This is a genomic window from Kosakonia sp. MH5, assembly GCF_009935945.1.
GTDB lineage: Bacteria > Pseudomonadota > Gammaproteobacteria > Enterobacterales > Enterobacteriaceae > Kosakonia > Kosakonia radicincitans.
In genome coordinates, this window is sequence record NZ_QODH01000001.1 from 1,254,622 (window position 1) to 1,278,205 (window position 23,584).

Consider the following 23,584-nt stretch of genomic DNA (forward strand, 5'->3'; position numbering starts at 1 on the left):
TGTCACACTTAGCCTGAATTCTGACCAGCACCCGCTGCTGCATCACTGAAAGGTAAGCAACAAATTGAGTAAAGAGTACCGGAGGTCTTATGGCTGATTTTTCCCTGTCAAAACCCTTCACGGGCGTGAAAAAACGTGATGCCTCAAGGCCAGGCAATATGGCTTATGCCGTGTTTGTCCTGCTCTGCTTCTGGGCTGGCGCGCAGTTGTTGAACCTGCTGGTACACGCGCCGGGTGTGTTCGAAAGATTGATGCAGGTTCAGGATGCCTCCCGCCCCCACGTTGAACTGGGGTTTGGCGTCGGCACGCTGTTTGGCCTCGTGCCGTTCCTTGTGGGAAGCGCATTGTTGGGTGTCATCGGCCTTTTCCTGCGCTGGCGGCGACACCACTCACGTTAATTCTGCGCCATACAGGCAGCCCGACGATCGTCGACGCGCTTCGCAAACCATGCTGTTGTCAGGTTGCGCGTGATCTTCGGGCTTTCTAACTGGATCCCCGGCAAAATCTCTCTCGGCAGCGTTTTCCCGCTTTTCTGTTCCGCCAGACGATAAACTTCACGGTACAGCTTCGTCTCTTCAAACTTCTGGCTGTCGCCGCGCTCCAGTTGACGGCGAATATCGCGATCGCTCATCCCCAGTTTCGGCCCGAGCTTTCTTACCGCCTGTTCCGTCGCGCCCGTATCGCTGCTGCCGTAAAGGATCACATCGCCATCCAGCGCCAGTTTCACGCCGGTCGCTTTGCTGACTGCATTCTGGAACGCCGCATTGCGGCTGGCGTACAGCCCGGCGTTAAAGTCGGCGAAACGGTAAATCGGCGCGCTGTAACTGGCGGGATAATTCAGGAGATGGTAAGTGCCGAACCACAAACCGCCGCGACGGCTGAAAACTTCCTGGCGTACCGTGCCGTCCATCTTCCACGGATAACCCTCGGTGTGCTGCTCGGCAAACGCCACGCTGATTTGCATCGGCCCGCCGGTACGCACCGGATTGAAGGAACCAAACAGCTTCTGCCCCATCGGCACCATATTGATAAAGTCGTCAAAAATGGCGCTCAGCTCTTTTTCCGTTCTGACGTTATCCAGCCGCTCGCTGTAGCTTTTGCCGTTTGGCGAAGGGATTTTCAGGGCGGTATGCACCAGCAATGGCGGAATGTGCATCCGCTGCGCGCGCTTATCGATCTCTTTCCAGGCGATTTTGTTCAGCCCCGGCACGACCGGATCGGCCTGATAGTTCGATTCCTGCTGCGCCACCGCCAGCACCGAGCAGATATTCTCCAGCGTCGGCGCCAGCTTCTGGCTGCTAAATGTGGTGGCGATATCCTGCGCCCAGGCATTGCGATCTTTCACGCTGGCGGGCATTTTCTGCCGCACCACGCTTGCCACATCCAACGGTTTCTTGCTCTCTTTTTCTTTCTCCGCTTCCCGCTGGGAAACCGGGCCTTGCGTGCTACAGCCGGCGAGGATCAAGGCCGCCAGCAGCCAGCCAAAACGGGGGACGAAAACCATAACGTTCCTTGTGTTAACCAAAACGGTGAGGCACAGGCACAATTTCCTGGCCGTTCAGTTCATACTCAAAACTGCGCAAACGTTTGTAGATGGACATCAGCTCCACCAGCGTCGTCCAGGAGGTGATCAAGTACTGGAACGAGCTGCGGACCTGATCGAAAACGTTGGTAATCTGATGCATCAGACCCAGCGTAATCGCACCCGCGGCAATAGTCGGAAACAGCATAATCAGACCAAAAACCACATCCACTTGCATATAGAGAATACGGGCGATGTTGAAATAGGTGTAGTGAAAATAGAGGCGGAAATAGTTGCGGCGCACAGCACTGAACAGTTCGGCAACGGTTGGCGGTTGCGCGCGCGAGGCATCATCTTCGCCGTAGACCAACTCTTTACGGTAGGCAGCTTCAACGCGCTGATTCTTAAATTGTAATCCAGGCAGGTTGATACCGATTAAGGCCAGCAACAGGGTGCCGAACAATGCCCAGCCCACGCCCGCAATCACCAGGCCGTAAGGAACATGTCCCACCAGCGGCAGCTCCTGCACATGTGGCGACAGCGCCACCAGCACCGGCAAAAACGCAATCAGCGTCATAATCGCATTGATAAAGCTGACGCCCATATCTTCCAGCGTCTGGGCAAAACGCATGGTGTCTTCCTGCACACGCTGCGCAGCCCCTTCGATATGGCGCAGATGCGCCCAGTGCGCCATATAGTATTCGTTCATCGCCGTACGCCAGCGGAACACATAGTGGCTAACGAAAAAGTTATTCAGCACCGCCACCGTCACGGCAATCAGCGCGATCCACAAGAAGACGCCAATCTCACTATAAAGCTGGCTCAAACTGACCTTGTTCGGCGCACTGAGCGCGGTTTGCACCAAATCGAAAAACGGCTGATACCAGGCATTGATGGCAACGTTCACCTCCACCAAAAACCAGGTCACAAAGACGATCAATGCCGTACCAAGTACCGACCAGTACTGCCAGCGGTGCGGCGAGGCGACAAACCAGCACAGCGCAAACAGACCGACGCAAACGGCATAATAAGCATAAAAAAGTAAAAAGCTGGGGCACCAGAAACGCGTTGCGCTGATCGGGACTTCCGCCGAAGCGCCGGTTAAGCGCATTAACCAGCCCTCACCGCCAGCCTGCCAGAATACGACAGCGATCAGCGCCCAAATAAAGGCCGACAAAAAGAACAGCGTCGGCTTAGGAAAGAAAGATTTAAACATTGGTACTCCTGCTTACTTCTTATTATTTACAAAGATGCTGTGTAGCGGATTTCTGCCCTGGGTATAGCGCAGTGATAAAAAAGCGCCGCGCAGTGCGACGCCGTGTCGTTGTATCAGACCTGAGGGTAACCCCTTAGTTCGCTTGCCATTCGTGAAGAATTGTTTCGACCGGTTTCACATACACCGGGTTGCCGGGAACGGTTAACGTGCGCCACACTTCGTTGTAGTGATCGATCAGGGTTGTGGCCTGCGCAGCCGGGCGATTAGCGGTGGTATGGGCGTCCTGCGCCATGGTGATGGAATAGCCCCGGCTGGCACCGTTTTTCAGCGTGGTATCCACGCAGTAATCAGTGGCACAACCACACATCACCCAGGCGTTGATATCGTGCTCGCGCAGCACCGCTTCAAGCTGCGTTTTATAGAACGCGTCGCAGGCGGTTTTGGTGACGTACAGAGCGTTCGCAGGTTGATGCAGTTCCGGCAGTAGCGCAAAACCTTCGCTCCCCTCTTCCAGCCCGCCCGCTTCAGCATGCTGAATAAAAATCACCGTATCGGCGGCCTGCGTTAACTGGTTAATGCGGGCGACACACTGCGCACGCTGAATACGTTCGGTGGCGAACACGCCATTTTGCATATCCACCACCATCACGACCCGTTTACCTGCCATCTGCTCTCTCCTGTCAGTGGGAAAGAAGGAGATTACCACATCCGGTGAACGCCGTGGTCTGGCGGCAAAATAACCATTTTTACCCATCGTTACGTATTAGGGGGAAAGAATCCGCTATTTGGGTCTTTGCAACACCGTACCAAGTAGTATAAATACGCTCTATCTATCCCATTTATTTATGGATCCCTGCGTTGAAACGTTGTCTGCTTTTCTCTGCGCTGCTCTGCGCGCTGGGCCTGACTTCCGCTCAGGCGGCTGTTCAGTCTCCTGACCCGGTATTTGCATCTGATATTGTTGATCGTTACGCCAACCATATTTACTACGGTAGCGGCGCAACCGGCATGGCGATGGTGGTGATTGACGGCAACCAGCGCGTGTTCAAAAGCTACGGCGAAACCCGCCCCGGCAGCAACGTTCGCCCGCAGCTCGATTCGGTGATTCGTATTGCTTCCCTCTCCAAGCTGATGACCAGTGAAATGCTGGTGAAAATGCTCGATCAGGGCAAAGTCCGTCTCGACGATCCGTTAAGTAAATATGCACCTCCCGGCACACGCGTACCGACCTACCAGGGCACGCCAATTACGCTGGTGAACCTGGCGACCCATACCAGCGCCCTGCCGCGCGAACAGCCCGGCGGCGCAGCGCGACGTCCCGTTTTCGTCTGGCCAACGTACGAACAGCGCTGGAGCTGGCTCTCAACCGCCACGCTGAAAGCCGCACCGGGTACGCAGGCGGCTTACTCAAACCTGGCCTTTGATCTGCTGGCGGATGCATTGTCGAAGGCGGCAGGCAAGCCTTACCCGCAGCTTTTCGAAGAGCAGATCACCCGCCCGCTGGGGATGAAAGACACCACCTTTACCCCATCGCCGGATCAGTGCAAGCGCCTGATGATCGCCGAGAAAGGCGCCAGCCCATGCAATAACACGCTGGCCGCCATCGGCAGCGGCGGCGTCTACTCCACGCCGGGAGACATGATGCGCTGGATGCAGCAGTTCCTGTCATCGGATTTCTACACCCGCAACAGCCAGGCGGATCGCATGCAAACGTTGATCTACCCGCGCAACCAGTTAACGCGGGTGATCGGTATGGATGTGCCCGGCAAAGCCGATGCGCTCGGCCTCGGCTGGGTCTATATGGCGCCAAAAGAGGGGCACCCTGGGATCATTCAGAAAACCGGCGGCGGCGGCGGCTTTATCACCTACATTGCGATGGTGCCGCAGCATAATGTCGGCGTTTTTGTTGTCATCACCCGTTCACCGCTGACGCGCTTTGTCAATATGAGCGACGGCGTTAACGATCTGGTCAGTGCGTTAAGCAGCAACGTGCCGCAGGTGATCCCCGCCTCCTGATAACGCCAGAGGCAGGCGGTTTCGCCGTTTGCCTCTGCCCTTAACGGCGATTTTGGTAAAACAGAACCTCTACTTTTCGGCTACAATGCCGCCATCTGTTCCACAAACATCAGGCATACCATGACCGATTTAATTACTCGCCCGCGCCGCCTGCGCAAATCACCTGCCCTGCGCGCCATGTTTGAAGAGACAACACTGAGCAAAAACGACCTGGTGTTGCCGATCTTTGTTGAAGAAGAGTTAAACGATTACAAAGCCATTGAGGCGATGCCCGGCGTGATGCGCATTCCGGAAAAATATCTCGCCCGCGAAATTGAGCGTATCGCCAAAGCCGGTATTCGCTCGGTGATGACCTTCGGCATCTCTCACCACACTGATGAGACCGGCAGCGACACCTGGCGCGAAGATGGCCTGGTGGCGCGCATGTCGCGCATCTGCAAAGAAACGGTGCCGGAGATGATCGTGATGTCCGATACCTGTTTCTGCGAATACACCTCCCACGGCCATTGCGGCGTGCTGTGCGATCACGGTGTCGATAACGATGCGACCCTGATTAACCTCGGCAAACAAGCCGTCGCCGCCGCTGCCGCAGGCGCGGATTTTATCGCCCCTTCCGCAGCAATGGACGGCCAGGTGCAGGCGATTCGCCATGCGCTGGATGCAGCAGGCTTTACCGATACCGCCATCATGTCCTATTCGACCAAGTTCGCCTCTTCGTTCTACGGCCCGTTCCGTGAAGCAGCAGGAACGGCGCTGAAAGGCGATCGCAAAACCTACCAGATGAACCCGATGAACCGCCGCGAAGCGATCCGTGAATCGCTGATCGACCAGGCCGAAGGCGCAGACTGCCTGATGGTGAAACCGGCTGGCGCGTACCTCGATATCCTGCGCGATATCCGTGAACGCACCGAGTTACCGCTGGGCGCCTATCAGGTAAGCGGTGAATACGCGATGATCAAATTCGCCGCACTGGCGGGCGCAATTGATGAAGACAAAGTGGTGCTGGAAAGCCTGGGCGCGATCAAACGCGCGGGCGCAGACCTGATCTTCAGCTACTTCGCCCTCGACCTCGCCGAACGCGGCATTCTCTGAGCCGCCTTTCTCTCCCCTGCGGGGGAGAGAAACATCCCTTCCGCACCGCTTTTGCTGTCATCCAGCCGTCTTGCCGTTGTCATATCTTCATTGTAATGAAATGTAAACGTCATCTTCTCCCGTTACTGTCATCGGCAAGACGGGAGGAGAAACCACCATGTTTAGTCTCGACAACGTACTTGAGGATCTCTGGCCGCAGGCCAGACCTGCGCCCTGGCAAAAAAACCTGCTGCGGCGCCTGCTTTACGAACAGGAGTTCCAGCAGTTTGCCGCAAGCCATCCCCACCTGAAAGGGCTGGATATGGTGGAGCAAGTGTTTGAACATCTACAAATCCGCTGCACCGTTCCCGCTCACGACCTCGAACAAATTCCCGAACAAGGCCCACTGGTCATTATCGCTAACCATCCGACAGGTACGCTTGACGGGATGGCGCTGATGTACGCCGTTTCGCGCGTACGCCGCGATGTAAAGGTGGTCACTAACCGCATGTTGACCCACCTTGAACCGCTCAGCTCGCTGTTTATCCCGGTGGATAACATGGGCGGCCGTACGCGGAAATCCTCGCTGCAACAGATGGAAAACCATTTGCAGGGCGGCGGCGTACTGATCTTCTTCCCGGCGGGAGAAGTCTCACGCATGACGCGTAAAGGCATCCGCGATAAAAGCTGGCATGCCGGGTTTATCAAACTGGCGGGCAAGTTTCGCGCACCGCTGCTGCCCGCCTGGATCGACGCGCGTAACAGCGCGCTGTTCTATGCCAGCGCGATGGTGTCGGATACGCTGCCCTTCCTGCTGCTCATGCAGCAGATGTTTCGCCGCCGGGACAGCAACCTGCCGATCAAAATCGGCCAGCGTATTCCCTGGGATAGCTGGCATACGCCGCAACTCGCCCCGCGCGAACTGGCCGATAAGTGTCGCCAGCATGTGTTGCGTCTGGGTAAAGGACTCCCCGGCCCCTTTAAAACCGAGTGCGCCATCGCGCGCCCGGAAGAGCGCGTCACGCTGCGCCGCGAACTTAATAATGCCGAGTGCCTCGGCCGCACCGCGGACGGAAAAATCATTTATCTCTGGCAGCGCAACGGGCAGGAAGACGCGCCGCTACTGCGCGAACTGGGACGGCTGCGCGAAGTCGCCTTCCGTGCGGTGGGTGAAGGCAGCGGTAAACGTCGTGATACGGATAAATATGACGACGATTACCTGCACCTGATCCTGTGGGACGAGGCCGATCTGGAAATTGTCGGTGCATACCGCTTTATGCCGACGTCACTGCAGGTTGAAGCGCGCGGGGTGGAAGGCTTATACAGTTACAGCCTGTTCCATTACGACGATCGAATGTCCGATGTGCTGCGTCACGGCATCGAACTGGGGCGCAGCTTTATTCAGCCGCGCTACTGGGGACGCCGCGGCCTGGATTATCTGTGGTCGGGCATTGGCGCTTACCTGGCGCGTTACCCGCAATACCGTTATCTGTTTGGCCCGGTCTCTATCTCCGGCGGCCTGCCGCCAGCGGCGCGGGATCTGCTGGTAGCGTTCTACCGCCTGTGGTTCCCGGCGACCTGGCCTCTGGCCTCATCGCGTCGGCCGTGGCCCGCCACGATGCCGGACGTGCTCGCCCAGTTTAGCGGTGAAGATTACACCGAAGATTTGACCCGGCTGAAATCGCTGCTCGGCAACCTTGGTTGCGGCATTCCACCGCTCTACAAGCAGTACTCAGAACTGTGTGAACCGGGCGGCGTGCAGTTTATCGACTTCGGTTGCGATCCCGACTTCAATAACTGTGTCGATGGTCTGGTGCTGGTGGATCTAACGCGGCTGAAAGCAAACCGCTACGAGCGTTATATCGCCGCGCATCTGCCGGAGCAAAAAGCGGGCTAAATGTGACTAAAAAGCGTAACGCTCCGCAGGCCTGGGCGCTGGCTTTCGTGCCGGAGAAGGCGAAATTCTTTTCCGGCACGCATACATTCAACCCTGCACCAGCCGCAGCTGCGCCCGCCTGCTGTTCAGACGAGGATTATGCGTCAGGATGACATATAAAATCGGTCGCCAGGCCATATATATCCTCCTTTGTTAAATATTCCTGGATTTGCCTGAAACTGTTTTTTTTCCAAATTAATGGCTGCAAAAAATCAGGTCAATCTATTATCCAGAAGAATATTTAACATCAGGCATTCACCTGATTAATATGTGTAACCGCTCACAAAAAAGAGCCAAATCACGCCATAAAATCAATGTGTTAACTTATTGTGAAAATAAAAAAAATAAACGTAGCGCCCTTGTATTAATTAAAGCATCGAACGCGCAAAGCGACGTAAGAATTATCGGATTTAAATTTCCAGTTATTCCCTATTATATTTCCAAAAACCGCGTTAGCAGCTGTTTCTGTCCGCACTGAGACATTCAATTTCACCTTAGAAAGTTTCTTCCTCCGCTTTCACCATTGCAGGGCAGCCTGCACCCGTTTTCGGTCGTCGGCGGTGCACTTTTATTGTGCATTTAGCGCTGTGTTGCCTGTAACCCCATGAGCCAGAAGGTTTCTTTTTTCTGGCACTGACTTTGCAACTCTGCCTGCAACTGTATTAATGGCGAGGCAGTAAAAAGAATGAACACACAAACAACACTAAAAAGAACACTCGGCAGCTTCCGCCTGTGGGGCATTGCCGTCGGACTGGTTATTTCAGGGGAATACTTCGGCTGGAGTTACGGCTGGTCGCAGGCCGGAACGCTCGGCTTTCTGATTGTCGCGCTGGCGATTGCCGCCATGTACTGCGCCTTTATTTTTAGCTTTACCGAGCTGACCACCGCGATCCCGCATGCCGGTGGGCCTTTCGCTTACGCCTACCGCGCCTTTGGGCCTACCGGCGGGTTTATCGCCGGGTTTGCCACGCTCATTGAGTTCGTCTTTGCACCACCGGCGATCGCCATGGCGATTGGCGCCTACCTTAATGTGCAGTTCCCGTCACTCGATCCGAAATGGGTGGCCTGCGGCGCGTACGTCATCTTTATGGTGCTTAACATTCTGGGCGTCGGTATTGCCGCCACCTTTGAGCTGATTGTCACCCTGCTGGCGATTTTCGAACTGCTGGTGTTTATGGGCGTGGTTGCACCGGGTTTCTCGTGGAGCAACTTCACCACCAACGGCTGGGCAGGCGCGGAAAGCTTCAGCGGCCTCGCGCTGCCGGGCATGTTTGCGGCTATCCCGTTTGCTATCTGGTTCTTCCTGGCAATTGAAGGCGCATCAATGGCGGCAGAAGAAGCCAAAGATCCGAAACGCACCATTCCGCGTGCGCTCGGCGGCGGCATTCTGACGCTGACGGTGCTGGCGGTTGGCGTGATGGTTCTTGCGGGCGGTGTTGGCGACTGGCGCACGCTGTCGAACATCAACGATCCGCTGCCGCAGGCAATGAAAGTGGTGGTCGGCAGCAGCAGCGGCTGGCTGCATATGCTGGTCTGGCTCGGCCTGTTTGGCCTGGTCGCCTCGTTCCACGGCATTATTATGGGCTACTCCCGCCAGATCTACTCGCTGGCGCGCGCGGGTTATCTGCCTGCCAGCCTGGCTAACCTGAACCGTAAAACCCGTACACCGATTCTGGCGATCCTCGCCGGTGGCGTGGTGGGGATTGCGGCGATCTTCTCCGATTCGCTGATCACCATCAGCGGCATGCCGCTCACCGCCTGCATTGTGACGATGTCGGTCTTTGGCGCTATTGTTATGTATATCATCTCCATGGCCGCGCTGTTCAAGCTGCGCCGTAGCGAGCCGGAACTTGAGCGTCCGTTTAAAGCGCCGTTGTTCCCGTACGCGCCGGCTTTTGCGCTCGGCATGGCGGTTCTCTGCCTGGTGGCGATGGTCTGGTACAACACCCTGCTGGCGCTGATTTTCGCCGTGATGATGCTGGGCGGTTATATGTGGTTTCGTAAAACCGCATCGGCGCGTGAACGTGCCGCGCTGGACCCGCAACTGCGCGCTATCTCCTGAGGAGACGCAATGTATAAAACCACTCTGGCGCACCGCACATGGCAGTTCGCCAGCCTGAAAGAGGTCATGGCCAAAGCTTCCCCGGCACGTTCCGGGGATGTACTGGCCGGGGTTGCGGCACAATCAGCCGAAGAGCGCATGGCGGCAAAAATCGCCCTTGCCGATATACCGCTGCGCGAGATCCTCGACAACCCGCTGGTTCCCTATGAAAAAGATGAGGTGACGCGCCTCATCATCGACACGCACGACAGCGCCGCTTTTACGTTAATCGCCCATCTGACGGTGGGCGAATTTCGTGACTGGCTGCTGGCCGATACCACCGACACTGCGCTGCTGAGCCAGATTGCTCCGGCGATCACCCCGGAAATGGCCGCCGCCGTCAGCAAACTGATGCGCAACCAGGATTTGATCCTTGCCGCCAGTAAATGCAGCGTCATCACCCGCTTTCGCAACACCATCGGTTTGCCAGGCCACCTCAGCGTGCGCCTGCAACCCAACCACCCGACTGACGATCTGAAAGGCATTGCCGCCAGCATGCTCGATGGCCTGCTTTACGGCGCGGGCGATGCGGTGGTCGGCATCAACCCGGCCAGCGACAGCCTGCCGGTGCTGCAAAAGCTGAACCATATGATGGCGGACATCATCGACCGTTTTGCCATTCCCACCCAATCCTGCGTGCTGACGCACGTCACCAACACGTTACAGCTGATTGAGCGCGGCGCGCCGGTGGATCTGGTGTTTCAGTCGGTCGCCGGTACGGAAGCGGCAAACAGCGGCTTTGGCATTAACCTCGCGCTGTTGCAGGAGGCGCACGAGGCCGCGCTTTCGCTGAAACGCGGCACGCTGGGCGATAACGTGATGTATTTCGAAACCGGCCAGGGCAGTTGCCTGTCGGCGAACGCCCATCATGGCGTCGATCAGCAAACCTGTGAAGCGCGCGCCTATGCGGTAGCGCGGCACTTTAAACCACTGCTCGTCAACACGGTAGTTGGGTTTATCGGCCCGGAATACCTGTATGACGGCAAACAGATTATCCGCGCCGGGCTGGAGGATCACTTCTGCGGCAAACTGATGGGGCTGCCGATTGGCTGCGACGTCTGTTACACCAATCATGCTGAAGCGGATCAGGACGATATGGATACGCTGCTGACGCTGCTGTGCACCGCCGGCCTGACCTTCCTGATTGGCGTTCCGGGCGCAGATGACATCATGCTCAACTATCAGAGCACCTCATTTCATGATGCGCTCTACGCGCGTCGCCTGCTGGGGCTGAAGCACGCGCCGGAGTTCGCCGACTGGCTGACGCGGATGCAGATTATCGACACCCACGGCCAGTTACGCCTCACCGGCGCAAACCATCCGTTACTGACCGTGATACCACAAGGAGCGCCTGCATGAACTCGCCTGATGCCTGGTCCCTGCTGCGCGAATTCACCGACGCCCGCATTGCGCTGGGGCGCAGCGGCGCCAGCCTGCCAACCAACGAAGTGCTGAAATTTGGTCTTGCCCATGCCCAGGCGCGTGACGCCATCCATCAGCCCTTCGATAGCGACAGCCTGGCAAGCCAGCTCCACGAACTGGGGCTGAGCACGCTGGAAGCGCACAGTGCGGCGTCGGACCGACATATCTATCTCAACCGCCCGGATCTGGGGCGCATGCTGAGCGAAGAGAGCCGTGCCGATCTCGCCGCCAGCCGTACGCCCGCGCACGATCTGCTGCTGGTAATTGGCGATGGCTTGTCATCGCACGCGGTACACCGCCAGTCCGTGGGCTTAATCCGCGCCCTGCTGCCCTACCTTGAAACGCTGGGGATTTCGCTTGGGCCGATTGTACTGGCGCACCAGTCACGCGTGGCGCTGGGCGACGATATCGGCGAAACGCTGGGCAGCAAAGCGGTGGCCATTCTGATTGGCGAGCGGCCCGGTTTGTCCTCGCCGGACAGCCTGGGCGTCTACCTCACCTGGAAACCGCAGCGCGTACGCATTGAGTCGGAACGCAACTGCATCTCCAACATTCGCCCGGAAGGGCTGAATTACGAAGCGGCGGCCTTCAAACTGGCGTGGCTGCTGGAACAGGCGTTTTTGCGCCGTCTGACCGGCGTACACCTGAAAGATGAGAGTGATAACCCGGCGCTGCATGGCCGTGTTACGCCGCGAATTACCGCAACAAATTAACCCGTTGGCAATGCGGATCCCGCGTTGCCACTTTTCTCCCACCGCTCACTGCCCTTCCCCTTCGTCATTCGTCCCTGGCAGGCATAAAAAAGTGCTTACCCCCCGGCAGCACATCGTCTAAGTTGATGGCGTGATAAAAAAACAAACGGGTAACCTATGAAAATTGTCGTGTTAGATGGCGGTATTCTTAATCCGGGCGATCTGAGCTGGAGCAACTGGGCGAAGTGGCGGTATATGACAACTCCACGCCGGAGCAAGTGGCAGAAAGGCTGGCGAACGCCGATGTCGCCATCACCAACAAAGTTGCGCTGGGCGAAACGGTGTTCAGCCAGTGTCCGGCACTGAAATTTATCGCCGTCACCGCCACCGGCTATAACATTATCGATCTGAGTGCCGCGCGTTTACGTGGTATTGCCGTCTCCAATGTGCCCTCCTACGGCACCGCTACAGTGGCGCAATTCACCACCGCGCTGCTACTGGCGCTGTGTAACCGCGTCAGCGAACACAGTATGGATGTTCGCGCCGGTGGCTGGCAGCAGCGTAACAGCTGGTGTTACTGGCTGAATCCGATGGTTGAACTGGCGGGCAAAAAGATCGGCATTATCGGTTATGGCCGCATCGGCCAGGCGGTTGGCGCTATCGCCCAGGCGATGGGGATGACGGTGCTGGCCTGCGCGACGGGTTCAGCGAAAAAGGTGGAAAACAGTAACGTGCGGTATGTTGATCCCGACACACTGTACGCTGAAGCTGATGTCATCAGCCTGCATTGCCCGCTGACGCCTGCCACCAAAGGGATGATCAACCACAGCACGCTGCAAAAAATGAAACCCGGCGTACTGCTGCTGAACGCCTCGCGCGGCGATCTGGTGAATGAAGCGGATCTGGCTGCCGCGCTGAATGAAGGCCATGTCGCCGGCGCGGCGGTGGATGTACTCTCCAGCGAACCGCCTGCTGCCGATAACCCGTTGCTGTCCGCCAAAAACTGCCTGATCACCCCGCATATTGCCTGGGCATCGGTGGAAGCGCGCGGGCGCATTCTTGCGACAACCGTGGAAAACGTCGCTGCGTTTATTACCGGACAACCGCAAAACCGGGTGGATTAAGCGATCGGCGCCCGTTTGATCGCTTGAGCGAACAACCAGGCGCGATCTGCTTCACACTATTGTCTGATGGGCTACGCTTGGTTAATCCCCCTGATTCAGCAAGGAGCCGCCAATGATTGCCACGCAGACCCTGTTTCCGCGCCGACTGCCTCACCCGGACCCAAGCGATCCGGCGATTCTCAACTGGGCGAAAAACGCCACGCTGGCGGCAGAAAATGCCCTGCAAACGCCGGAGAACGAAGCGCAATTGCAGGAGATGATCGCCACCGCTGCGGGCAAAATTCGCTTTATCGGCAACCGGATGTCGCCGGGCAGAATGCTGGCGCTTAGCGGCCCGGAAGATCGGCTTATCGATCTTTCTCGCCTGCGGGGCGTGCTGGAAGTGGACAACGACAGTGTGACCTTTGGCGCGGGAACGCCGTTGCATGAGATGTTTGAAACACTGACCTCGATGAACCGCATGCTGGCCGCCTCGCCGGGCGTGATTGATGCGCAGACGCTGGCGGGCGCGATCTCCACTGGCACGCACGGCCAGGGAATGCAGCAAAGCTCGCTGGCGGATGAAGCGCTACGTATCCGGCTGGTTGATGCCACAGGCAACGTGCATGAGATCGATCGCCAGCATCGCTGGTTTGGCGCAGCACAGCTTGGTCTGGGCACGCTCGGCGCCATCAGCGCCGTCACACTGCGTACCCGCCCTTTCACCCTTTTTACCTGTTTCAAAAGCGCCAGCCCTGCCGATACGCTGGCGCAAGATCTGAACGACTGGAACGCAGAATGGGCGTTCAGCAAAGCATGGTGGTTCCCGGATGAAAATAAAGTTCATGCGTGGAAGTCCCGCGAAGCCACCGCCGAAGAGCAGGCGCGCTGGCACGACAATCACGGCGATCTGGTCGAGATGGAAAGGACGGACACAAAGATGAACGCGACCGTCGATAAAACGCTGGAACAGATGCGCGACGACACACAGATTGTCGATGACAACGGCAAACCGTTTCGCACCGTCACGCGCTTTAAAGATTTCACCGATGTGATTGGCGACATTTACCAGGTTTTTTGCCGGGGGATTGCCACGCCGCAAATCAATATTGAAATCAGCATTCCCATGGCGCGCGCTCCGGCGGTAATAGCGCGGATTAAGGCGTGGCATGAACGCTCGCACCCGCATATGCACTACCCGATTATTTTGCGCTGCACCGGACCTTCACAGGCCTGGCTCAGCCCGGCGTGGCAGGAACCGACCTGTTTTTTCGGTTTTGTAGTCTATTACGCCGCCGACGGCTCACTCTCTGAAGAGGGGCTGGAATTTCTGCGTGCCGCCGAACGGATGCTGGCGGAAGAAGGCGGTAAGCCGCACTGGGGAAAATATTACGACCCAACACTGTACGACTGGCCCACGCTGTATCCGCAGTGGTCGGCGTTTCAGGCAGTTCGCCAGCAGCTCGATCCGCAGGGGAAATTTCTCAACGCCTTTATGACGGAGCTACTGGCATGAGCGGCGCATTTGCCTGGGTGACGCTGCTGACGCAGCCTGATTATCTGCGCGGCGTGGAGACGTTGCAGCGCTCGCTGCGCGCCAGCGGCTCGCCGTGGCCGCTGGTGGTCATGGTGACGCCTGCGATTGATGACAAAATGCGCCAGCATCTGCAAACGCGGGGCTGCCGGGTGCAGGAAGTCCCGGTCACAGGCCCGGACCCGGCGCTGGCGCACCGCTATGCCAATGAACGTTTTGCCGAGGTGTGGAGCAAACTGGCGGTGTGGCGGTTGACGGAATACCAGCGGGTGGCCTTTCTTGATGCCGATATGCTGGTGATTAACAACATGGATGAGGTGTTTTCGCTGCCGCTCGCCGCAGACACTATTGCCGCCTGCCATGCCTGCCGCTGTAATCCCCAGCGCATTGCCAGCTATCCGGAAAGCTGGCGGCCGGAAAACTGCTATTACAGTTGGTGTGATGATCCCGGGATGCACGGCCATCCGCCCGCGTCGCTGGATAACTACCTCAACGGCGGTTTTCTGGTGCTGACGCCGGACGAGGCGATGTATCAGCAGATGATGCAGCGGCTGGCGGAGAAAGCCGATATCTCAGCGTACGTTTTTGCCGAGCAGGATTTCCTCAACGAGGTGTTCCGCGATCGCTGGCAGCCGTTGCATTACGGCTATAACGCGTTAAAAACCCTGGCGCTCCAGCATCCGCAAATGTGGGATCTCGCACGGGTAAAGAATATCCATTACATCATTGATAAACCGTGGGAGAAGACGCCACAGCCGGGAGATAAGTGGTACGAATTACATAAGTTGTGGTGGGAATACGCGTAAATCACCGGCCTGGGGTGGGTTGTTGTGCCCGGTGGCGGCTGCGCCTTACCGCCTACGCAGAGGCAAAATCAGCACTCTTTCGCAGGCCGGATAAGCGCAGCGCCATCCGGTGGATGGCGCTAAAACCTCACAGCATCTGCAAATAGATCCGCCGCAAAAGCTGGGTGATCGGCCCCGGTTTACCGTCGCCGATGGTCTGCCCGTCAACGGCAATCACCGGCCAGACAAACGTGGTGGCCGAGCTGATAAACACTTCACGGGCGTTGCGCGCCTCTTCCGGAGTAAACAGCCGTTCCTCGATCGTTACGCCGTGCTCCTCGGCCAGCTTCACCAGCGCTTTGCGGGTGATGCCGTGCAGAATGCTGTTGCTCAGCGGGCGGGTCACCACGGTGTTATCGTCCTGCACGATATAGCAGTTACAGGAACTTCCCTCGGTGATATAGCCGTTTTCCACCAGAAAAGCGTCGTCGGCGCCCTGCGCTTCGGCAAAGGCTTTTGCCAGACAGGGTGCCAGCAACTGCACGGTTTTGATATCCCGGCGCTGCCAGCGAATATCCGGGCAGGTCACCACACGGATGCCTTTGCTGGCCGCCGGATGATCCACCACCGCGCGCGCCTGGGTGAATAACACCAGCGTCGGCGGTGTACTGGCAGGCGGAAAATGGAAATCCCGATCGCCTGCGTTACCGCGCGTCAGTTGCAGGTAAATGCCCCCTTCCTGCAACGCATTTTCGACAATCAGCCGCTGGTGGATCTCGCGCAGGCCGTTTTCATCCACTGCCAGCGTTAACCCCAGCTCGCCGCAGGAGCGCACCAGCCGCGCATAATGCCCGGCAAAATCCACCAGCTTGCCATTCACCACGGCGGTCACTTCATACACGGCATCGGCAAACAAAAAACCGCGATCAAAGATCGATACTTTCGCCGCCGCTTCCGGCAGGTATTCGCCATTCACATACACTGTGCGTGACATTATTCTCTCCTTACGCTTCGCCATCAGCCCCACAGAGCCGCTGTCGGTGGAAAAAGTTCGCTGCCATCATAATGCAGCCCGTGCGGGCGATCGTCCGCCAGCAGCAGCGGCCCGTCGAGATCGACAACGCTGGCCTGCTGCGCAACTACCACGGCGGGCGCCATCGACAGCGATGTCGCCACCATGCAACCCACCATGATTTGCAGCCCAAGCTGCTGTGCCTGTGCCCGCACGCGCAACGCTTCGGTCAGGCCGCCGGTCTTGTCGAGCTTGATATTGATAAACTCATAACGCCCCACCAGTTGCGCCAGCGTGGCGGAATCATGGCAGGATTCATCGGCGCACAGCGGCACCGGATGCGGCAACTGCGCCAGTACGGCGTCATGCCCCGCCGCAAGCGGCTGCTCGATTAGCGAGACGCCAAGCGCCGCCAGCGCCGTCGCCTGCTGTAAATAGATACTCTCGTTCCAGCCTTCGTTGGCATCGACGATCAACCGCGCCTGCGGTGCGCCTTCACGCACCGCCGTCACACGGGCGATATCCTGCTCATCGGCCAGCTTCAGTTTCAGCAAGGGACGCCAGGCGTTTTCCCGCGCCGCCTGCTGCATCTTCGCTGGCGTATCCAGCGACAGCGTATAGGCCGTTTGCAGATGGTGCGGCGTTCCGCTGCCGGTCAGTTGCCAGATGCTCTGCCCGCTGCGTTTGCACTGCCAGTCCCAGAAGGCGCAGTCCAGCGCATTGCGCGCCGCGCCAGCCGGTAGCCGCTGCTGCAACTGCTCGCGGCTCATTCCGGCAGCGAGCTCGCCGCGCAGCGCCTCAATCTGCGCCATCACACTCTCAACAGTTTCGCCGTAGCGGGCGTAAGGCAGGCATTCACCGCGCCCGGTAATGCCCTGCGCCTGCAATGTTACCGACACCACATCGGCCGCCGTACGGCTGCCGCGCGAGATCGTAAATGCCTGGCGCAGCGGCCAGCGCTCATGCGCTACCGAGAGTTCCATTACAGCGTCGCCAACGCGTCTACCAGCGCGCCAACGCCCTGACGGAACGGATCAACCACCGGCAGCCCGGTGCGCTGCTGCAGGGAGGACATCAGCGCAATCGCCTCTGCCTTATCCAGCGCCGAGGTATTGACGGAAATGCCGATAAATTTCGCTTTCGGGTTCGTCAGTTGCGCCATTTTCAGGTTCAGCGCCATGCAATCGAGAATATCCGGTACAGGATAGTCAACGCCGCGCATATGTGTGCGGGTCGGTTCGTGGCACAGCACCAGCGCATCCGGCTGCGCGCCGTGGATAAGCCCGGTGGTCACTCCGGCAAAGGAAGGGTGAAACAGCGAGCCCTGCCCTTCGATGATATCCCAGTGATCGGCGTCGTTATCCGGGGCGAGGGTTTCCACCGCGCCGGAGACGAAGTCCGAGACAACCGCATCTACGCTGATGCCGCTGCCGCTAATCAGAATGCCGGTCTGCCCGGTTGCGCGGAAGGTGGCTTTGCCGCCACGGGCGAGGATCTCTTTTTCAATCGCCAGCGCCGTGTACATCTTGCCGCAGGAGCAGTCCGTACCAACCGGCAGCAGACGTTTGCCGCTGCGTTTACGCCCGCTGGCGACCGGATATTGCTGAGTCGGGTGGCGAACATCAAACAGCGAGCGGCCAAGACGGTCGGCCAGCGCCTTCAGTTCCGGGACATCAGCCAGTTTATTATGCAGGCCCGCCGCCAGATCCAGCCCACTTTCCAACGCATGGCTGAGGATGGAAATCCACTCTTTTGAAATAATACCGCCGCGGTTAGCGACGCCGACTACCAGCGTTTTTGCGCCCGCTTTTACCGCTGCGTCAATATCCATATCCGGCAACTGACAATTGGCATGACAGTTCGCCATACGGTATTGCCCGACACAATATTCCGGGTGCCATTGTTTAATTCCTTCCGCGACTTTCGCCGCCAGTTGATCGTGCGCATCACCTAAAAAAAGCAGATAGGGTTTTTGAATATTCATTATTTATCCCCCTCAGGATAAGACTGAATAAAATAATTAACGCAGAAATAACATTTCTGAAAAATGGAATAATAAACTGACTGCCAATGCAGAATAACAAGGGTTTTATTATTGTCAACCACCGCCAACGCAGGCCTTAATTACCATATTTATTACAATTATCCAGTTTTTTATGCTGCCAAAGAGTTTGTAAAAAACAACTGAAAATATTTTTATCTTTAAACAAGGCGATTGCAGACAGCGCAGGCATGAAAATATTTTGCACGCTACCTCACTTATTTATTCATGCACCACAACGGCGCACCTGCACTATTTTAGGCAACCAAAACAGTGCTATCACGGCGGGTAAATCTATAAGAAGAATGGATGAGAAAAATCTAATTAATGGATGTATGGTGAAATCGTTATTAACAGGCAAATCCTTTATTAAATAAATGCGATAAATCAAAAGCATCAGGCCGTTAATTCCTGTATTCCGGCCGCTTCGTTATTCCAGTGTTGCGCATTAATTGATGGTTAAACATAAACAATCAACTGACGGACGTGAGGTAACAATGAAGAGTTTTGGTGGGAAAGTCTCTTTAATGGCCGTACTGATTTCCGGCCTGGCGGGCGCACACAGTGCACTGGCAGAAGAAATTAAAATCGGTGTGGTGCTGCCGCTGAGCGGCGCGCTGAGCGGCTATGGTCAGCCTTCACAAAAAGGTCTGGATCTGATTCAAAGCATCACCCCGACGCTGAAAAACGGCGATACCATTAAACTTATCGTCATCGACGATAAGAGTGACAAAGTCGAAGCGGCGAACGCCATGCAACGCCTGGTGTCCAGCGATAAAGTGGATGCCGTGATCGGTGAAGTGACCTCTTCGAATACGCTGGCGATGGTGAAAATCGCCGACGACACCAAAACGCCGCTGGTCTCTTCGACGGCAACGAACGACCGTGTTACCCGCAACCATCCGTATGTCAGCCGCGTCTGCTTCTCGGACAGCTTCCAGGGCGTGGTCGGCGCGAACCTGGCATCCCGCGATCTGAAAGCTAAAACCGCCGCCATCGTGTTTGACAGCAGCAACGACTACTCGGTTGGCCTGGCGAAAGCCTTCCGTACCCAGTTCCTGAAAAACGGCGGCACCATTCCTATCGAAGTGCAGGCGCCATCGGGCAGCAAAGATTTCAAAGCGCAACTCTCCAGCGTGAAAGCGAAAAACGTCGACATGATCTACATGCCGATTTACTACACCGAAGGCGCGCTGATTGCCGTGCAGGCGAAACAGCTCGGTCTCAACAAACCGGTCGTGGGCGGCGATGGCCTGGCGGCGGACCCGGTATTTTTCGAAGTGGGTAAAGATGCGGTCAACGGCTATATGACCACCGATTACTACTCACCGAACGCCAAAGAGCAGACGCCCGCTGGCGAAGCCTTTATCAAAGCCTGGGAAGAGAAGTTCAAAACCCCGACCCACACCTGGGGTGCGATGGCGGCCGATGCGTACAACGTGATCGTCAACGCCATGAACCAGTGTAATAACCCGCGCGATCGCGTCTGTGTTAACGAGAAAATCCGCGCCACCAAAGACTTCCAGGGTGTGACCGGTACGCTGACGCTGAAAGATGGCGATGCGGTACGCAGTGCGGTGATCAACGAAGTGAAAGATGGCCAGCTCGCCTTTAAAACCGTAGTTAATCCGTAAGCAGTAACCGGCTGTTAATAAGAGGTTTTTTAATGGATGGCGCCATTTTTCTCCAGCAGGTAGTCAACGGCATGAGTCTGGGCGGCATGTACGCCCTGATCGCTATCGGCTACACCATGGTTTACGGGGTTCTGCGCCTGATCAACTTCGCGCACGCGGATGTGATGATGGTCGGCGCATTTGCCACCCTGTTTCTGTTTTCCTCGATTGGGCTACCCTTTGGGGTAGCCATTTTTCTGACCCTCGGTTTGTGCGGCCTGCTGGGCATGTTCATTGACCGGGTCGCCTATCGCCCGCTGCGTCAGGCATCGAAAATTTCGATGCTGATCACCGCCATCGGCGTCAGTTTTTTTCTCGAAAACCTGTTCAACGTGCTGTTTGGCGGCAGTTCGCGCTTCTTCTCCGCGCCGGACTACTTCAACAAAACGCTGACCTTCGGCCACATCATCATTACCAACGTGGCGTGGATCGTGCCGGTGATCACCGTGTTGCTGTTGCTGGCGATCCTCTGGCTGCTCTATCGCACCCGTTATGGTATGGCGATCCGCGCAGTGGCGTTTGACGTTAATACCGTGCGGCTGATGGGCATCGACGCGAACCGCATTATCTCGCTGGTGTTTGCCCTCGGCAGCAGCCTCGCAGCGCTGGGTGGCGTGTTTTACTCCATCAGCTACCCAACCATTGACCCGTTAATGGGCGTGCTAATTGGCCTGAAAGCCTTTGCGGCAGCGGTGCTTGGCGGTATTGGCAGCGTCACTGGCGCGGTGCTCGGCGGTTTTATTCTCGGCTTTACCGAAGTGGTCGCGGTCGCCATTTTCCCCGAGCTTGGCGGCTATAAGGACGCGTTCGCTTTCATGTTTTTGATTCTGGTCTTGCTGTTCCGCCCGGTAGGCATCATGGGTGACGAACGCCTGGAAAGGAGCCGTTTCTGATGTTGAACCCGACCACGACGCTTGCCGCGCAGGGGCGTAACCTGCTGATTATTCTTATCACCATTGCGCTACTGGCAGGGATTAACCTGCTGTTTAACGACTACATTGTGCGGGTAATCAGCACCGTTTTTGTCTTTATGATCCTCGCTGTCAGCTACAACCTGATTAACGGCGTCACCGGCCAGCTTTCGCTGGAGCCTAACGGATTTGTCGCCGTTGGCGCATATGTCACCGCGCTGTTTATTCTCTCCAGCGACAGCAAAATGGATATGTTCGAAATGGCGGCGCCCAGCCCGTTTATTATGGTGCTGCACGCCAGCTTCCTGCCCGCGCTGTTAATCAGCGGCGTGTGCGCGGCCGTGCTGGCGGTGTGTCTGGCGTTTCCGGTCTTCCGCGTGCGCGGCGACTATCTGGCGATTGTCACGCTTGGCTTCGGTTTTATTATCAAGATCCTCGCCATTAACAACCCGCAAATCACCAACGGCGCGATTGGGCTGAACGATATTCCCCAGCAGCCGCATCTGCTGTTCTGGTGCGGCCTGTTTGCGCTGGCGGCAACCGGGATGATCCTGCAACTGGTGTGGTCGAAGTATGGCCGCATGATGAAGGCGATTCGCGACGATGAAGATGCGGCGATTGCGATGGGCATCAATACCTTCCGCATTAAAACCTGCGCGTTCGCCACCAGCGCTTTTTTTGAAGGGATTGGCGGCGGCCTGCTGGCCTCGCTGCTGACCACCATTTCGCCGGGGTTGTTCGACTTTATGCTCACCTTCCAGTTGCTGATCATTATTGTGCTTGGCGGTCTGGGCAGCACCACTGGCGCGCTGCTGGGCACCATTGTGGTGGTCGGTAGCGGCGAATGGCTGCGTTTCCTTGACCAGCCGCTGTCGCTGTTCGGTCACGATCTTGGCTCTTATCCGGGGCTGCGGATGGTGGTCTTCTCACTGCTGCTGTTGCTGATTATGTTGTTCGCCCGTGAAGGGTTGCTGGGGAAAAAAGAGCTGTGGCAGTTGCGCAGAAGGAGCCGTCATGACAGCAAATAACGTCATCCTGCAAGTCGAGGATATTGTGATGCAGTTCGGCGGGTTGCGGGCCATCGACAACGTCAGTTTTCATGTCGATGAAGCCGAGATTTTCGGCCTTATCGGCCCCAATGGCGCAGGGAAAACCACGCTGTTTAACGTCATCACTGCGAACTACAAACCAACCAGCGGCAGCGTGACGCTGGCGGGGAAATCGATCAAAGGGCTGAAGCCCAACCAGGTAGTGAATGCCGGTATTGCGCGGACCTTCCAGAATATCCGCCTGTTTAACTCCATGACGGTGCTGGAAAACGTGATGGTCGGTCTGGATCACGCCAGCCGCTATTCGCTGCTGGAAGCGGCGCTGCATATTGGCCGCTACTTCCCGGCTGAACGCGCCGCACGGGCAAAAGCGATGGAACTGCTGGAGTATATCGGCATTGCCGAGTACGCCGATTTGCAGGCCACCAATTTGAGTTACGGCAACCAGCGTAAAGTGGAGATTGCCCGCGCGCTGGCAACGGCGCCGCAACTGCTGTTGCTGGATGAGCCCGCCGCCGGGATGAACCCGAAAGAGACGGAAGATCTGGCCGGGCTGATTTTCCGCATGCGCAAGGATTATCAACTGAGCGTGCTGCTCATTGAACATGACATGCCTTTCGTCAACGCATTGTGCGAACGGGTAATGGTGCTGGAGTATGGCAAACCGCTGTTTAGCGGGCTGATGTCTGAGGCGATCCAACATCCGGAGGTGATCTCCGCCTACCTGGGGGAGGTACGTTATGCTTAGCGCCCGCGAGTTAAAGGTATTTTATGGCGTCATTCAGGGGCTGAAAGGCATCGATATTGAGATCAACGACCGCGAAATTGTGACGCTGATTGGCAGCAACGGCGCGGGAAAAACCTCGACGCTGAACGGCATCATCAACCTGGTGCGCTCAACCGGGACGGTGAATTTCCTCAATGAAGATATCTCGCGCAGCCAGACGCACCATATTGTGCGTAAAGGGCTGGCGCTGGTGCCGGAAGGCCGCAAAATCTTCACCAACCTGACCATCGAAGAAAACCTGCGTATGGGGGCGTATAACAACCTCGCAAACTTCACCCGCCTGCGGGACCGCATGTTTACCCTGTTCCCGCGCCTGAAGGAGCGGCGTAAACAGATGGCGGGCACCATGAGCGGCGGTGAGCAGCAGATGCTGGCGATCGCCCGCGCATTGATGAGTGAGCCGGTGTTGTTGATGCTGGATGAGCCAAGCCTCGGTCTGGCTCCGAAAGTGGTGGGTGAGCTGTTTACCACCATCCGTCAGTTGCGCGAAGAGAACATCACCATTCTGCTGGTAGAGCAAAACGCCACCGCGGCGCTGACCATCGCCGATCGCGCTTATGTGCTGGAGAATGGCAAGATTGTACTTTCCGGCGCGGCGCAGGAGGTGCTCGCCAACCCGGAAGTGAAAAAGATGTATCTCGGCGGGTAAACTCTATTCGTGGCTTGATGCCGGGTAGCGGCTTCGCCTTACCCGGCGCGATAAATGCCATGCC

At 57.1% G+C, this 23,584-nt stretch carries 21 protein-coding genes; 15 read left to right on the plus strand and 6 right to left on the minus strand.

Annotated features, from left to right (window positions below; genetic code table 11):
• Positions 1–89 precede the first annotated feature (89 nt).
• Positions 90–398: a DUF2755 family protein gene (locus DK872_RS05935; RefSeq protein ID WP_007373453.1), complete on the plus strand. Its 309-nt coding sequence runs from the start codon at positions 90–92 to the stop codon at positions 396–398.
• Here the strand turns inward: DK872_RS05935 and DK872_RS05940 are convergent.
• The 3 genes from DK872_RS05940 to DK872_RS05950 all read right to left on the minus strand — a co-directional run bounded on the left by DK872_RS05940 (position 395) and on the right by DK872_RS05950 (position 3,405).
• A complete protein-coding gene (locus DK872_RS05940; RefSeq protein WP_035887226.1) occupies positions 395–1,504 on the minus strand; it encodes a DUF1615 domain-containing protein in 1,110 nt (369 codons plus the stop codon). The genes DK872_RS05935 and DK872_RS05940 overlap by 4 nt on opposite strands.
• Before the next feature lie 13 nt (positions 1,505–1,517).
• Complete coding sequence (gene sbmA / locus DK872_RS05945; RefSeq protein ID WP_007373451.1) at positions 1,518–2,738, minus strand: peptide antibiotic transporter SbmA; 1,221 nt, start codon at positions 2,736–2,738, stop codon at positions 1,518–1,520.
• A 133-nt stretch (positions 2,739–2,871) separates the two neighbouring features.
• Positions 2,872–3,405: an isochorismatase family protein gene (locus DK872_RS05950; protein WP_007373450.1), complete on the minus strand. Its 534-nt coding sequence runs from the start codon at positions 3,403–3,405 to the stop codon at positions 2,872–2,874.
• A 191-nt stretch (positions 3,406–3,596) separates the two neighbouring features.
• Here DK872_RS05950 and ampH point away from each other — a divergent pair, with 191 nt between their 5' ends.
• The 9 genes from ampH to DK872_RS05995 all read left to right on the plus strand — a co-directional run bounded on the left by ampH (position 3,597) and on the right by DK872_RS05995 (position 15,419).
• On the plus strand, positions 3,597–4,754 hold the full coding sequence (gene ampH, locus DK872_RS05955) for a D-alanyl-D-alanine-carboxypeptidase/endopeptidase AmpH (RefSeq protein WP_007373449.1): 1,158 nt from the start codon (positions 3,597–3,599) through the stop codon (positions 4,752–4,754).
• 120 nt (positions 4,755–4,874) lie between these two features.
• Complete coding sequence (hemB, locus tag DK872_RS05960) at positions 4,875–5,846, plus strand: porphobilinogen synthase (protein WP_007373448.1); 972 nt, start codon at positions 4,875–4,877, stop codon at positions 5,844–5,846.
• 157 nt (positions 5,847–6,003) lie between these two features.
• Positions 6,004–7,722: a lysophospholipid acyltransferase family protein gene (locus tag DK872_RS05965; protein WP_079516864.1), complete on the plus strand. Its 1,719-nt coding sequence runs from the start codon at positions 6,004–6,006 to the stop codon at positions 7,720–7,722.
• A gap of 724 nt (positions 7,723–8,446) precedes the next feature.
• Positions 8,447–9,823 (plus strand): ethanolamine permease, encoded by a 1,377-nt coding sequence (gene eat / locus DK872_RS05970; RefSeq protein ID WP_072438138.1) that lies wholly within the window; start codon positions 8,447–8,449, stop codon positions 9,821–9,823.
• Between the two features lie 9 nt (positions 9,824–9,832).
• Positions 9,833–11,221 carry an ethanolamine ammonia-lyase subunit EutB gene (locus DK872_RS05975; protein WP_161518119.1) on the plus strand — a complete coding sequence of 463 codons (1,389 nt, stop codon included), beginning with the start codon at positions 9,833–9,835 and terminating at the stop codon, positions 11,219–11,221.
• Positions 11,218–11,997 carry an ethanolamine ammonia-lyase subunit EutC gene (gene eutC, locus DK872_RS05980; RefSeq protein ID WP_161518120.1) on the plus strand — a complete coding sequence of 260 codons (780 nt, stop codon included), beginning with the start codon at positions 11,218–11,220 and terminating at the stop codon, positions 11,995–11,997. The genes DK872_RS05975 and eutC overlap by 4 nt, the downstream gene beginning before the upstream one ends.
• 224 nt (positions 11,998–12,221) lie before the next feature.
• The gene (locus DK872_RS05985) at positions 12,222–13,100 is read left to right on the plus strand and encodes a D-2-hydroxyacid dehydrogenase (RefSeq protein WP_202625921.1); all 879 of its coding nucleotides are present in this window, start codon (positions 12,222–12,224) and stop codon (positions 13,098–13,100) included.
• Between the two features lie 112 nt (positions 13,101–13,212).
• Positions 13,213–14,595 (plus strand): D-arabinono-1,4-lactone oxidase, encoded by a 1,383-nt coding sequence (locus DK872_RS05990; RefSeq protein ID WP_071920303.1) that lies wholly within the window; start codon positions 13,213–13,215, stop codon positions 14,593–14,595.
• Positions 14,592–15,419 carry a glycosyltransferase family 8 protein gene (locus DK872_RS05995; RefSeq protein WP_072438130.1) on the plus strand — a complete coding sequence of 276 codons (828 nt, stop codon included), beginning with the start codon at positions 14,592–14,594 and terminating at the stop codon, positions 15,417–15,419. Before DK872_RS05990 ends, DK872_RS05995 begins: the two co-directional genes overlap by 4 nt.
• Positions 15,420–15,546: 127 nt before the next feature.
• On the opposite strand, the gene DK872_RS06000 is transcribed toward DK872_RS05995, so the two are convergent.
• The 3 genes from DK872_RS06000 to dgcN are packed head-to-tail and all read right to left on the minus strand — an operon-like array spanning position 15,547 to position 18,394.
• Complete coding sequence (locus DK872_RS06000; RefSeq protein ID WP_007373439.1) at positions 15,547–16,392, minus strand: D-amino-acid transaminase; 846 nt, start codon at positions 16,390–16,392, stop codon at positions 15,547–15,549.
• A gap of 23 nt (positions 16,393–16,415) precedes the next feature.
• A complete protein-coding gene (dgcA, locus tag DK872_RS06005; protein WP_007373438.1) occupies positions 16,416–17,393 on the minus strand; it encodes an N-acetyl-D-Glu racemase DgcA in 978 nt (325 codons plus the stop codon).
• On the minus strand, positions 17,393–18,394 hold the full coding sequence (dgcN, locus tag DK872_RS06010; protein ID WP_007373437.1) for an N-acetyltransferase DgcN: 1,002 nt from the start codon (positions 18,392–18,394) through the stop codon (positions 17,393–17,395). Before dgcN ends, dgcA begins: the two co-directional genes overlap by 1 nt.
• A 554-nt stretch (positions 18,395–18,948) precedes the next feature.
• On the opposite strand from dgcN, the gene DK872_RS06015 reads away from it, so the two are divergent.
• Genes DK872_RS06015 through DK872_RS06035 form a run of 5 tightly spaced genes read left to right on the plus strand, consistent with a single transcriptional unit; the run spans position 18,949 to position 23,520 of the window.
• Positions 18,949–20,085, plus strand: coding sequence for an ABC transporter substrate-binding protein (locus tag DK872_RS06015; RefSeq protein WP_007373433.1), 1,137 nt, complete (start codon positions 18,949–18,951; stop codon positions 20,083–20,085).
• Positions 20,086–20,117: 32 nt separating this feature from the next.
• Positions 20,118–21,017, plus strand: a complete 900-nt coding sequence (locus DK872_RS06020) for a branched-chain amino acid ABC transporter permease (protein WP_007373432.1) — start codon at positions 20,118–20,120, stop codon at positions 21,015–21,017.
• Complete coding sequence (locus DK872_RS06025) at positions 21,017–22,063, plus strand: branched-chain amino acid ABC transporter permease (RefSeq protein ID WP_007373431.1); 1,047 nt, start codon at positions 21,017–21,019, stop codon at positions 22,061–22,063. Before DK872_RS06020 ends, DK872_RS06025 begins: the two co-directional genes overlap by 1 nt.
• On the plus strand, positions 22,050–22,832 hold the full coding sequence (locus tag DK872_RS06030) for an ABC transporter ATP-binding protein (RefSeq protein ID WP_007373430.1): 783 nt from the start codon (positions 22,050–22,052) through the stop codon (positions 22,830–22,832). Before DK872_RS06025 ends, DK872_RS06030 begins: the two co-directional genes overlap by 14 nt.
• A complete protein-coding gene (locus DK872_RS06035; protein ID WP_007373429.1) occupies positions 22,825–23,520 on the plus strand; it encodes an ABC transporter ATP-binding protein in 696 nt (231 codons plus the stop codon). The genes DK872_RS06030 and DK872_RS06035 overlap by 8 nt, the downstream gene beginning before the upstream one ends.
• The last annotated feature ends 64 nt before the right edge of the window (positions 23,521–23,584 follow it).